At 66.0% G+C, this 11316-nt stretch carries 11 protein-coding genes and 2 tRNA genes; 8 read left to right on the forward strand and 5 right to left on the reverse strand.

Going from position 1 to position 11316, the window contains the following annotated elements; genetic code table 11:
* The first annotated feature begins 47 nt into the window (after nucleotides 1–47).
* The 4 genes from AC5RUP_RS02620 (at nucleotide 48) to AC5RUP_RS02635 (ending at nucleotide 1462) form a co-directional block, all read left to right on the forward strand.
* Nucleotides 48–121, forward strand: a tRNA-Ile gene (locus AC5RUP_RS02620).
* 35 nt (nucleotides 122–156) lie between these two features.
* Nucleotides 157–273 (forward strand): DLW-39 family protein, encoded by a 117-nt coding sequence (locus tag AC5RUP_RS02625; RefSeq protein ID WP_493978246.1) that lies wholly within the window; start codon nucleotides 157–159, stop codon nucleotides 271–273.
* A 37-nt stretch (nucleotides 274–310) separates the two neighbouring features.
* Nucleotides 311–383: transfer RNA gene (locus AC5RUP_RS02630), tRNA-Ala, on the forward strand.
* A gap of 173 nt (nucleotides 384–556) precedes the next feature.
* A complete protein-coding gene (locus AC5RUP_RS02635; protein WP_494153489.1) occupies nucleotides 557–1462 on the forward strand; it encodes a DMT family transporter in 906 nt (301 codons plus the stop codon).
* A 3-nt stretch (nucleotides 1463–1465) separates the two neighbouring features.
* Here the strand turns inward: AC5RUP_RS02635 and AC5RUP_RS02640 are convergent, their stop codons facing one another.
* Together AC5RUP_RS02640 and AC5RUP_RS02645 are read right to left on the reverse strand one after the other, a co-directional pair.
* Nucleotides 1466–2305: a glycosyltransferase family 2 protein gene (locus AC5RUP_RS02640; RefSeq protein ID WP_494153490.1), complete on the reverse strand. Its 840-nt coding sequence runs from the start codon at nucleotides 2303–2305 to the stop codon at nucleotides 1466–1468.
* Nucleotides 2306–2430: 125 nt separating this feature from the next.
* Nucleotides 2431–3438, reverse strand: a complete 1008-nt coding sequence (locus AC5RUP_RS02645; protein WP_494153491.1) for a hypothetical protein — start codon at nucleotides 3436–3438, stop codon at nucleotides 2431–2433.
* 119 nt (nucleotides 3439–3557) lie between these two features.
* On the opposite strand from AC5RUP_RS02645, the gene AC5RUP_RS02650 reads away from it, so the two are divergent.
* From AC5RUP_RS02650 to AC5RUP_RS02660, 3 genes are all read left to right on the forward strand, one after another.
* On the forward strand, nucleotides 3558–4100 hold the full coding sequence (locus tag AC5RUP_RS02650) for a peptidylprolyl isomerase (protein WP_494001209.1): 543 nt from the start codon (nucleotides 3558–3560) through the stop codon (nucleotides 4098–4100).
* Nucleotides 4101–4160: 60 nt separating this feature from the next.
* Entirely contained in the window at nucleotides 4161–5018 is an 858-nt protein-coding gene (locus AC5RUP_RS02655) for a rhomboid family intramembrane serine protease (RefSeq protein ID WP_494153492.1), read from the forward strand.
* 743 nt (nucleotides 5019–5761) lie between these two features.
* Nucleotides 5762–6937 carry an NAD(P)-dependent malic enzyme gene (locus AC5RUP_RS02660; protein ID WP_494153493.1) on the forward strand — a complete coding sequence of 392 codons (1176 nt, stop codon included), beginning with the start codon at nucleotides 5762–5764 and terminating at the stop codon, nucleotides 6935–6937.
* An 87-nt stretch (nucleotides 6938–7024) separates the two neighbouring features.
* On the opposite strand, the gene AC5RUP_RS02665 is transcribed toward AC5RUP_RS02660, so the two are convergent.
* A complete protein-coding gene (locus tag AC5RUP_RS02665) occupies nucleotides 7025–8017 on the reverse strand; it encodes a magnesium and cobalt transport protein CorA (protein WP_494133115.1) in 993 nt (330 codons plus the stop codon).
* Between the two features lie 6 nt (nucleotides 8018–8023).
* Nucleotides 8024–8275 (reverse strand): cell division protein CrgA, encoded by a 252-nt coding sequence (locus tag AC5RUP_RS02670; RefSeq protein ID WP_494001213.1) that lies wholly within the window; start codon nucleotides 8273–8275, stop codon nucleotides 8024–8026.
* 269 nt (nucleotides 8276–8544) lie between these two features.
* On the opposite strand from AC5RUP_RS02670, the gene AC5RUP_RS02675 reads away from it, so the two are divergent.
* The gene (locus tag AC5RUP_RS02675; protein ID WP_494001214.1) at nucleotides 8545–9189 is read left to right on the forward strand and encodes an anthranilate synthase component II; all 645 of its coding nucleotides are present in this window, start codon (nucleotides 8545–8547) and stop codon (nucleotides 9187–9189) included.
* Nucleotides 9190–9360: 171 nt separating this feature from the next.
* On the opposite strand, the gene pknB is transcribed toward AC5RUP_RS02675, so the two are convergent.
* The gene (gene pknB / locus AC5RUP_RS02680; protein WP_494153494.1) at nucleotides 9361–11283 is read right to left on the reverse strand and encodes a Stk1 family PASTA domain-containing Ser/Thr kinase; all 1923 of its coding nucleotides are present in this window, start codon (nucleotides 11281–11283) and stop codon (nucleotides 9361–9363) included.
* Nucleotides 11284–11316: the final 33 nt, after the last annotated feature.

The raw sequence follows: 11316 nt of genomic DNA on the forward strand, positions 1-11316 counted from the left end.
TCCGGCCCGGCGTACTGTAAAGTCGTATCTCGGCCCGCAAGGGCAGGGGGCGTATAGCTCAGGCGGTTAGAGCGCTTCGCTGATAACGAAGAGGTCCCAGGTTCAAGTCCTGGTACGCCCACGGATGACTGATCCCACCGATGTCGGGAGGACACCGTGAAGAAGTTGCTGCTGATGGCAGCCGCGGCCGCGGGTGTCTTCGTGTACAAGAAGTGGCAGGAATCCGAAGCGGAGAAATCCGCTTGGAGCCGCGCGACCGACAAGGTCGAGTGACTCTGGCATCATCCCGGTCCCACCGGCCGGACCCTCCGGGGGCATGGCGCAATTGGTAGCGCACCTGCTTTGCAAGCAGGGGGTTAGGGGTTCGAGTCCCCTTGCCTCCACCGGAAATGCGAGGCCCCGATCTACGGATCGGGGCCTCGCTGCGTTCGCGCCTCGCTGCGTTCGCGCCCCCCTGCTGCTCCCCCGCTGCGTTACCCCGCCCCCGCTGCGTCCGGTCCCCCGCTGCGTCCGCGGCGGGATGGGGGTTGGCCGGGTTCACCCCTAGGCTGAAGGTGTGATCATCTTCCTGGCCACGCTGGCTGTGCTCGGCATCTCCGCGTCCGGGCCCATCATGGCTGCCACTGCCGCCCCCGCCCTGGCCATCGCGTTCTGGCGGAACATCATCGGCGCCGTCGTGATGGGGGTACCCTCGGCGATCGGCCGGCGCCAGGAGTTCCGGAAGCTGACGACGTCGGACATCTGCTTCAGCGCGGTGGCGGCCGTCGCGCTGGCGCTCCACTTCGCCTGTTTCATCACCGCGTTGCAGCTGACCTCGGTGGCGGCGGCGACTGCTTTGGTCTGCCTGCAGTCGGCGTGGATCGTCCTGTTCAACCGGCTGCGCGGTATTAAGGCGTCCCGGCTGATCCTGTGCGGTGTTGGGCTCGCGTTCGCCGGCGTGCTGGTGATCTCCGGGTTCGATCTGCGGCTCTCCAGCGAGGCGCTGCTGGGCGACCTGCTCGGCCTGGTCGGCGGGGCCATGGCCGGGGTGTACACGATGGCCGGCGGCCGGGTGCGGCGCCGGCTGTCGACCGGGCCGTACACCACCATCTGTTACGGATTGTGCGCACTCATCCTGCTGGCTATGGCGCTGGCTTTCGGACAGCCGCTCACAGGGTTCCCGCCCCAGGCCTGGGCCGGGATCCTGGCCGTGACCGTGGTGGCCCAGTTGCTGGGTCACTCGGTGCTGAACCATCTGCTGGCTGTCTTGAGTCCGCTGGTGGTTTCAATGATCATCCTGCTGGAAATCCCCGGAGCCGCTGCCCTGGCGGGCGTGTTCCTCGGCGAGACCCTTCCGTGGGGCACCTACGCGGGGCTGGCACTGATCCTGGCGGGCCTGGCCGCCGTCGTGCTCTCCCAGAACAGGTCCAAGGTGCAGGCACGGAACCCGGTGCCGGAAGCCAGCGGACCCGGGACGGACTAGCGGCTACAGCCCGCCGCGCGTCACGCGGACCTGCGTGCGGGCCTGGTGAACCCGGCGCAGCAGCTTCGCGGGGTAGTAGACGCTCATGAAAATCAGCATCGGCACCCGCGCCATGCGGCGGTCGATCTTGTGGACGTTGTACGTCCGGTCGAAGCGCGTGACGTAATACCGGTAGTCCTTGGGCGAATCCTCCAGCCGCCGGGCCGACATTCCGCTGATCATTCCCGGCACGTACTGGATCCTGAGCGCGTGATCGGCCAGATGCACGGAGATATCGATGTCCTCGTGCATCTCGTCCGCCTCATCACGGCAGACCTCGTTGCGGATAATCTCCCAGGCGCCGCGGCGGATGGCCATGTTGGATCCGAAGAGGAAGTGATATTGCTTCTTGGCCAGTTTCAGGACGAAGCGGCGCAGGCGGTCGTCGGCCTGGAGGCCGAAGCGCCGCAGCGGCATGTCGTAGTACAGCACCGGACCGGTGCAGGCCATCACTTCCGGGTCGGCGAAAGCCGCTTGCACGCGCTCAACCCAGTCGGGCTCCAGGACGGAATCAGCGTCGATCCTGCCCAGGACTTCTCCGGTGGCATGGTCCAGACCGAAGTTGCGCGTGGGGATCAGGCCTTGCTCCGCATCCTGCTCGAGCAGGATCAGGGGAACATCGGGGTATTCGTCCTGCATCGCGCGGACCAGGTCCGCTGTCCCGTCGGTCGATTTGTTGTCCACGACGATGATTTCCCACGGCGGCACGGACTGGCACACCGCGGCGTAAATGCATTGGCGGATGACCGACTCTTCATTGAAGGCCGGGATGACGATCGACACGCTGGGCGCAGCACTTCTCACGGCATGAAATCTATCAGCAGGTTTGCCGGGAGGCCGGGAAGCCGGTCATGAAAGGGGTGGGACGGGAGAGCAAAATGGGAGCCCCCCATCGGGGAGCTCCCATTACCGCGTGTGCTGAAGGAAAACTACTTCTTGGTGTCCTTCTCGGCGGCAGCGTCGGCTGCTTCGGCGGCCTTCTGGCCGGCCGCCCGCGCGGAGCGGGTGGGGCCGTTGCCGGTCGTCTTGGCCGTGGCTGCCGCGGCCCCGGAACCCTTATCGGAGACCGAAGTTCCCGCTGCGGCATCCGACGCGGCCGGGGCTGCAGCATGTTTGGCTGTTGCGGTCTCGGCAGCCGCGGCGGTACCGGTCGAGGTCGAAGTCGACGTGGAGGTCGAGCTCGACGGAGCGGGGGTCGTGGAGGTTTGACCCGGTGCCGGAGTCGCAGCCGTCGGCTGGACCGGCGTCTTCCACGGATCTTCGACCGGCCGAGCAGCGCGCCATGCGGCCACTCCCGCCGTCACCGCCGCGGCCAGAATGCCCACGATCAGCCAACCCTTGCCGCCGCCGCCGGACTTCTGCTGGTTTTTCAGCTCCTTGGCAGCCTTCCTGGCATGCCCGGCGGCTGCCTTCTGGGCCTTCTTGAGGGCCCGCTTGGATCCGCCCGCCTTGACGACGGCGGCCTGCACCGAAACGGGCAGCGCAGTCTTGTCCAGCGTCTTGGCCACCTGGTCCGCGGTTGCGCCGAGCCGTGCGGAGACGGTCGGGATGTACTCGTCGACCACTTTGTCCCGGGCATGGGTGATGGCGGGGGCCGCCCGGTCCAGGGTCTCCTGAATGCGCGGAGCCGCCTCATCCACAGCGTGGGAAATCTTCGGCGCCAGGCTGTCCAGTCCCTCCTGGATCCTCGGCGTCACAGTCACTACGGAGTGGGAAAGATCCTTGGCGGCCTTCTGCAGTCCCCCCTGAATGCGCGGTGAAGCCGTCTCAATGCCCTTTTCGATCCGCGGGACGGCCCAGTTCCGCGCGGCTGCCATCTTGGGAGAGGCCCAGTCCTTGGCTGTTCCCACGAGGACAAAAACATTGCCTTCTGAGTCGTGCGCTATTCGTTTGGTCTTCTTCACTACTACCTCCCGGAAATGGTGACGGTCGTTCATCAGCCTACTTCCTGCACTTGCCGACGGCTACGCCGGCGATGAAACGCGCGGCATTTTCACTCATCGCGGAACCCGCCGCTGGCGGGAACCGTCGGGAATCGCCGTGGAAGAATGGTGCCATGACTGCTATCGCTACAGCTAAAGCCACTATCCACACCAACCACGGCGACATCGTGGTGAACCTGTTCGGCAACCACGCCCCGAAAACCGTGAAGAATTTCATCGGGCTGGCCACCGGCGAGATCACCTGGAAGCACCCGCAGACCGGCGAAGAGACCAACGCACCGCTCTACGACGGCGTCATCTTCCACCGCATTATCAAGGATTTCATGCTCCAGGGCGGCGACCCGCTGGGCCAGGGCATCGGCGGCCCGGGCTACCAGTTCGACGACGAAATCAACCCCGACCTGAACTTCAACGAGCCCTACAAGCTGGCCATGGCCAACGCCGGCATCCAGGGCGGCCGCGGCACCAACGGCTCGCAGTTCTTCATCACCACCGTCCCCACCACCTGGCTGCAGGGCAAGCACACGATCTTCGGCGACGTCACGGACGAAGCTTCGCGCGCCGTTGTCGATTCCCTCAACGCGGTGGCTACCGACCAGCGGGACAAGCCGCTGGAAGACGTGGTCATCAAGAACATCACGGTCGAGCAGCTCTAAGTTGCCTAATGTCCCCGCCCGGAACCCGGGCGGGGACCTTTTCCCAGCAGGAGCGCCTCCATGTCCTACGGAATGCCGGCCGAACCGCCGCAGACCGATGTCCCCGTCTGCCCGCGGCATCCGGACCGCGTCTCCTACGTGCGCTGCCAACGGTGCGGACGCCCGGCTTGCCCGGAATGCCAGCGCACGGCGTCGGTCGGCGTCCAGTGCGTCGACTGCGTCAACGAAGCGGCGCGCAGCATGCCGACTGTCCGGACCGTCTATGGCGGGGTGGCCGCAGTCGGCCGTCCGATGGTCACGCTGACCCTGATCGGCATCTGCGCCGTTGCCTATCTGCTGCAGTGGGTCGTTCCCGGCTTCACCGAAAAGTTTCTGTACGCGCCGGTCTACACCCTTCCGAATCCGTTCTACGCGCCGGAACCGTGGCGGATGATCACCTCGGCTTTCCTGCATTCGCCGAATTTCCTCCTGCACATTGCCTTCAACCTCTACGCCTTGTGGATCCTGGGCCGGCACCTGGAGCCCTTGTTGGGGCGGCTGAGGTTCCTTGCGCTGTACCTGCTGTCCGGCTTCGGCGGCTCGGTCGGCGTACTCCTGCTCTCCGCCCCCAACATCCCCGTGGTCGGCGCCTCCGGGGCCATCTTCGGCCTGTTCGGCGCACTGTTCATCGTGCAGCGGCAACGCGGCGGCGAGGTCAGATCGCTGTTGGTGCTGATCGGCATCAACGCGGTGCTCGGCTTCGTGGTCTCCGGCATTGCCTGGCAGGCGCACTTGGGCGGACTGCTGGTTGGTGCCTTGTCCGCCGTGGTGCTGGCCTACGCGCCGAGGGGAAAGAACCGAAGCGTTGTCCAGTTCACGGGGCTGGCCGCCATACTCCTGTTGCTGGTGGCGGTCACGGCCCTGAGGGCGCTGACGTAACCCAGGCCGGCTTTCCGCCAAGGCGGGCAGGAACAGTGTCCTCGTGGACGCGATTCCTGCCCGCCTTTCCTGTGTGGTCCCCGTTTGCCGGACTGGCAATCCCCGGGCCGTCCCCGCCCGGGGGCAACTGCAGGCTTCCGCTGTGCCCGCCGGGCACCCTCGCTCCCTCCCTCCGACTCCCCGGCGTGCGTGCTGTGCAACCGCGCGCTTTCCCCATCCTGTGGGTGAGCTGTGGAAAGTTCTGAGCCTCTCCCGTCGGTGAAACGATGTTATCCACAGGAGCTATCCACAGTGAGGATAAGTTACACACATGTAATTCCACAGCTGTGGATAACGCACTGGCGGCGGAGAGAAGGGATGGACGGAAGTAATCCCCAAAGTTATGCACGCCTGTGGATAACTTCGGTCTACAACTGTGAAAACGTGGACAACTAAGTCTGCAGCCCCTGCAAATGGCCAGGCACTACGGTGGAAAAAGCGAAACAAACGGCCGACCGAGGACATATGCAGACCCTGCGAACCGGCCGTCAGGTAGCCTTGAAATCCGGTCCCCTCGCTCGACCAGCCACGGGGCCACGCGGCCGTCCCGGACCCAGGCGATAGTCGGATCGAATGCGCCGCGCCCCATGCCTTGTGAACGGCCAGCCGCGGCCTCTCGGAGGATCTGCTTCCTGTCGGCCTGCCGCAGGCCGGGCCATCCACGCGCCCTCCCGTGAAGGGAAGGAACAACAGAAGGACACTACGTGACTACCGAAACCGGCAACTCCACACGAATCGACCTCACCCGCGAGCAGATCTTCAGCGCCCATGAGGGCGGCAAGCTGCAGATTGGCCTCACCGCACCGCTGGAGACCAAGCGCGATCTCTCCATCGCCTACACACCGGGTGTGGCCCAAGTCAGCCGTGCCATCAACGCCGACCCGGAAATGGCCGGGAAGTACACGTGGGCCTCGCGCCTGGTGGCGGTGGTCTCCGACGGCACCGCGGTGCTGGGGTTGGGCAACATCGGTGCGGCTGCCTCACTGCCGGTGATGGAGGGGAAGGCTGCCCTCTTCAAGCAGTTTGCCGGGCTGGACTCCATCCCGCTGGTACTCGAGACCACCGACGTCGACGAGATCATTGAGACCCTGGTGCGGCTGCGGTCGAGCTTCGGCGCCGTCAACCTTGAAGATATTTCGGCCCCACGCTGCTTCGAGCTCGAAGCCCGCCTCATCGAGGCCCTGGACATGCCGGTCATGCACGACGACCAGCACGGCACCGCCGTCGTAGCCCTTGCGGCGCTGACCAATGCCGCCCGGGTGGTCAACCGCGAGCTGGCGTCGCTCAAGGTGGTCATTTCCGGTGCGGGCGCGGCCGGCATCGCCGTCGCCGAAATCCTGCTGGCGGCCGGCGTTGCCGACGTTACCCTGCTCGATTCGCGCGGCATCATCCACAGCGACCGCGGCGATTTGACCGAGGTGAAGGCATCCTACGCTGCCCGCACCAACCCGCGCGGAGTCACCGGCGGCAGCGCGCAGGCACTCGACGGGGCCGACGTGCTGATCGGGGTCTCCTCCGGCACGATCCCGGAAGAGACCTTGGAGAAGATGTCCGACGACGCCATCATCTTCGCGCTGTCCAACCCGGATCCGGAAGTACACCCGGAGACCGCCGCAAAGTTCGCCAAGGTTGTGGCCACCGGCCGCAGCGATTTCCCCAACCAGATCAACAATGTCCTGGCTTTCCCGGGCATCTTCCGCGGCGCACTGGACGCGGGTGCCCGCCGCATCACCTCGACCATGAAGGTTGCCGCGGCCGAGGCAATCGCGGGAATCGTCGGGGAAGACCTAGCGGCCGATTACATCATCCCCAGCCCGCTGGACGCCCGGGTCGCCCCGGCCGTTACCGCTGCCGTGATGGCCGCCGCAGACGCCGGCTGAGCGTCCCCGGCAGCCGCCCTGACGGGGGCCCGTTCCCGTATCGCCGGGAGCGGGCTCCCGGCGCATCTGCCCCCGGCCAGGCGGGCCTTAGAGCCATCGGTTGCGCCTGAAGAACCAGTAAAGCCCGAGGGCCGTCAGGAACATCAGGACCAGCGACATCGGGTAGCCGAACGCCCAGTCCAGTTCCGGCATCACCGTGAAGTTCATCCCGTAGACGGACGCCACTAACGTCGGGGCGAAGAGTATGGCCGCCCAGGACGAGATGCGCTTGACCTGTTCGTTCTGGGCAACACTGGTTTCGGTGAGCTTCTGGGCCTGCAAGGTGGAGCTCAGGCTCAGGGCGTTCTGCAGGACGGCACGGAAGGCGTCGACGCGCTCGTTCAGCCGGATCACATGGTCTTCGACGTCGCGCAGGCCGCGGGCCACCTCAAGGTCCAGGTCAGGGTCTTTGGTGCCTCGTTCGAGGACAGCGATCATCCCCTCCAACGGGTGCAGGGCCCGCTGGAACTCGATTACTTCGCGCAGCAGCTCGTAGATCCGTCGGGAAACGTCGGGATCGCCGCCGAAGAGCTGGTCCTCGATCTCGTCGATGTCGTTCTCCAAACCGAGCACCACGGGTTCGTACTCGTCGACGACCTGGTCCAAAACCGCGTAAAGTGCCGCCTGCGGCCCCGTCGCCAGCAGGTCGGGCACGGCCTCCATCCGTTGCCGCACGTGCGCCAGATCCGGCGACTCCGCGTGCCTGACGGTGATCAGGAAGTCCCGCCCCATGAAGACGTGCAGTTCGCCGAACTCCACCTTCTCGGTCTCGTCGATGTAGCGCGCGGGCCGGAGGACGGTGAACAGCGTGCGGCCGTATTGTTCCAGCTTGGCGCGCTGGTGGCCGCGCAAGGCGTCCTCGACGGCCAGGTGGTGCAGGTCAAACTCCGCTGCCACAGAGGCCAGCTCCGTCTCGCTCGGCCGGTAGAGGCCTATCCACGCCATGCCCGAGTACCGGTGCAGCTCGCTGAACGTCTGCTCCAGGGTTTCGGGCGTGGCGGCACGGACGCCGTCGACGTAGATGCCGTTATCGACCAGCATGACTGCCTACGAGCGCCACCTGGTCGTCATCAGGAAGCCCGCGATGGCGATGCCGAACCCGATCATGATGTTCCAGGACCCTGCTGCCGGCAGCGGCCACGCTCCCTGCGTGATGTAGAAAACGATGATCCACAGCAGGCCGATGATCATGAGGCCGAACATGACCGGTTTAAACCACACGGGGTTGGGCTTATTGCCCTTGGCGGTCAATTCCTCGGGACGCCGTTCGGTCCTCTTGCGGCGCTTCGACTCGGGCACAGATCCTCCGGGGCATCAAGGGGTGGTTGGCACTGGCTGGCCGGGGCCGCGAGCTTCACGCGAGTCCGCCGCCGCCGACCGTCTAGCTGTTTAGTCTAGCCAATGTCTGTGACGTTCGCCGCCGCGCATTTGCCGGGATCACCGCGCGGGACCGATCATAGTGTGAGTGCTGCTGTTGCCGCCTTGGCTCCCGTTCCCCCGACGAGGTGCCGACCGGCCCCCGCAGTCCCCCCGTTCCGGAACCATTCCACGATTGGTACGACCGTCACATGAGCAAGACTCCGCGCATCCTCGTCATCGACAACTATGACAGCTTCGTCTACACCCTGGTCGGCTACCTGCAGGAACTCGGCGCGGAAACGACCGTGGTGCGCAACGACGACGTCACCCTCGAGGAAGCTGTTGAACTGGCCGGAGTCCGCGACGGGGTCTTGGTCTCCCCTGGCCCGGGAACGCCGTCCGAGGCGGGCATCTGCATCGAGCTAATCCGTTGGTGCGGCCGGGAAGCAAAGCCGATGTTCGGCGTGTGCCTGGGCCACCAGGCGCTGGCCGAGGCCTACGGCGCCACCGTCACCCATGCCCCCGAATTGATGCACGGGAAGACCTCGCACGTGACTCACGGCGACCAGAACGCCTTCCTGGGCGTGCCGAACCCGTTCACGGCCACCCGCTACCACTCGCTGGCGGCCGTGCGCAGCACCATCCCGGCCGAACTCGAAATCACCGCGGAGACGGACAGCGGAGTCGTGATGGGCCTGGCCCATCGGAGCGCGCCGCTGTGGGGCGTGCAGTTCCATCCAGAATCGGTGCTGACCGAAGGCGGCTACCTGATGCTCGGTAACTGGCTGGAGTCGCTCGGTGCGGAGGGAACGGCCGAACGCGCCGCCACGCTCAGCCCGCTCATCACCCACTGAACCGCTCCGGAACGCGGGACTGCACCCGAAGGCGGGCCGGTCCGTCCGGAACGCGGGAACCCTCCGAAGCGAAACGACCCCGAAGGCGGGACCATCCAAGGCGGGGCCGGTCGGGGGACCGGCTGCCCCGGATGCTGTCAGTCGTTGCTGTTCCCGTTGCCCCGGCCGCTGTCAGTCGTCGCTGTTCCCGTTGCCCCGGCTGTTCCCGTTGCCGCGGCTGTTCCCGTTGCCGGAGTTGTTTCCTCTGTCGGAGCCCTCATCCTCCTCCGGCGCAGCCGTCTCGGAGGGCTCGGGCGGCGGCGGTGCAACCGCAACGGTCAGGACGATCTCGGTCCCCTGTTCGACGTCAGTTCCCGCTTTAACGCTCTGGCCGACGACGGTGCCGGGTGCGACCACCTCGTTGTCGACCTCTTGTACCCGGTAGGGCAAGGCCACGGCCGCGTCTTCAAGCATCGTGCCGGCTTCTTCGACCGTTTTGTTCATCAGGGCTGGAACGCGCACCATGCCGTTCGAGATGACCAGGTCCACCGTGGAACCGGTCTTGACCTTCTCGCCCGGAGCGGGCTTGGTGGTCACCACGTTCCCGCGCGGCATGGTGGCGCTGTTCGCCGGGACGTTTTCCCCCGGTTCCAGGCTCAGGTTCCGGAGCTTGTCCCGGACCTCCGCTTCGGTGCGGCCGGCCAGGTCCTTGGGAATGGTGGCAAATTCGCTGCCCTCGGAGATGTAGACAACCACCTGGCTGCCCGGTTCCAGCTGTTCTCCGACGTCCGGATCGGTTCGGGTTGCCATGCCAGCCTCGACGTCATCGCTGAACTCCTGTTCGACCCGCGGCTGCAGGTCCGCTGCCCAGATGGCGTTGGTGGCTGCGTTTTGGTCCATCCCCGCCACAGCCGGAACCGCAACCGTATCCGGGACGGCGTTCTGCACCAGCATGTTGTAGACGTAGTAGCCCCCGCCGACCAGGACCAGCAGCAAGGCAATGATCAGCGTGACGATCCATGCCCGGCGCTTGGCCCGGCGCTCGGGTTCGATGTCGTGTTCACTGCCCACGGCCAAAGCCGTGGGAAGCTGCCCGCGGTCGTAGGAGGCCGTTTCCGGCCCGGCGTCGTCTTCAGGCGAGTAGGCGGTGTGGGACAGTTCCGAAGTTTCCCCTGCCACGGCGTTGGCCGGCTGGGTGATCAGTTCTGTAGCGGGAGCCAGTGCGGGAAACGCTTCCGTCGCCGGCCCGGCCGCCTGGTGCGGCGTCCCGCCCAGGGCCGCACGCAGCGCGTCCGCGAATGCGGCGGCCGTCTGGAACCGGTCCGCCTTGTCTTTTTGCAGCGCATGTTCCAGCACGGAATCCAAGGCAGGAGTGACGTCAGAATTAAAGCGGCTGGCCGGTTCGGGGAGCTCGCGGACGTGCTGGTAGGCCACGGACACCGGGCTGTCACCGATGAAGGGGGGACGGCCAGCAAGCATTTCGTAGAGCAGGCAGGCGGCCGAGTACAAGTCGCTGCGCGCGTCCACGGCTTCACCCCGGGCTTGCTCCGGGGAAAGGTACTGTGCGGTCCCCAGGACCGCCTGGGTCTGCGTCATCGTCGCGGCCGAATCGGCCAGCGCACGAGCGATGCCGAAGTCCATCACCTTCACGCTGCCCTCGTGCGTGACCATGACGTTGGCCGGCTTGATGTCGCGGTGCACAATGCCCGAGCGGTGGCTGTATTCGAGCGCGGCCAGGACGCCGAGGGCGTAGCGGACCGAGTCCTCGATGCTCAGCTCGCGGCCCTTGATGAATTCACGCAGCGTCCGGCCCCGGACGTACTCCATCACGATGAACGGGACCTTGACGTCGTGCTCCGCCGCGCCGGGAAGGTCCATGTCCCCCGTGTCGTACACGGCAACGATTGCCGGGTGGTTCAGCCCGGCCACCGCCTGGGCTTCACGCCGAAACCGGGACTGCAGCATCGGGTCGCGGGCCAGGTCGGTCCGCAGCTGCTTGACCGCCACCGAGCGGCCCAGGCGGATGTCACGGCCCAGCAGCACATCGGCCATCCCGCCGCGTCCGATGAGTTCCCCCACCTCGTAGCGGCCAGCCAAAATGTGCGGCGAGTCCACTGGTTGTCGTCCTTCCATCAGACCGACCAGGAT

Source organism: Arthrobacter sp. Y3223151, from assembly GCF_059091125.1.

What these genes read in the sequence shown, in the direction of transcription:
- AC5RUP_RS02645 (WP_494153491.1), bottom strand. Translation starts at nt 3,438, where the DNA reads ATGAACGACCGTCACCATTTCCGGGAGGTAGTAGTGAAGAAGACCAAA.
- AC5RUP_RS02650 (WP_494001209.1), top strand. Translation starts at nt 3,558, where the DNA reads ATGACTGCTATCGCTACAGCTAAAGCCACTATCCACACCAACCACGGC.
- AC5RUP_RS02655 (WP_494153492.1), top strand. Translation starts at nt 4,161, where the DNA reads ATGTCCTACGGAATGCCGGCCGAACCGCCGCAGACCGATGTCCCCGTC.
- AC5RUP_RS02665 (WP_494133115.1), bottom strand. Translation starts at nt 8,017, where the DNA reads ATGCTGGTCGATAACGGCATCTACGTCGACGGCGTCCGTGCCGCCACG.
- AC5RUP_RS02675 (WP_494001214.1), top strand. Translation starts at nt 8,545, where the DNA reads ATGAGCAAGACTCCGCGCATCCTCGTCATCGACAACTATGACAGCTTC.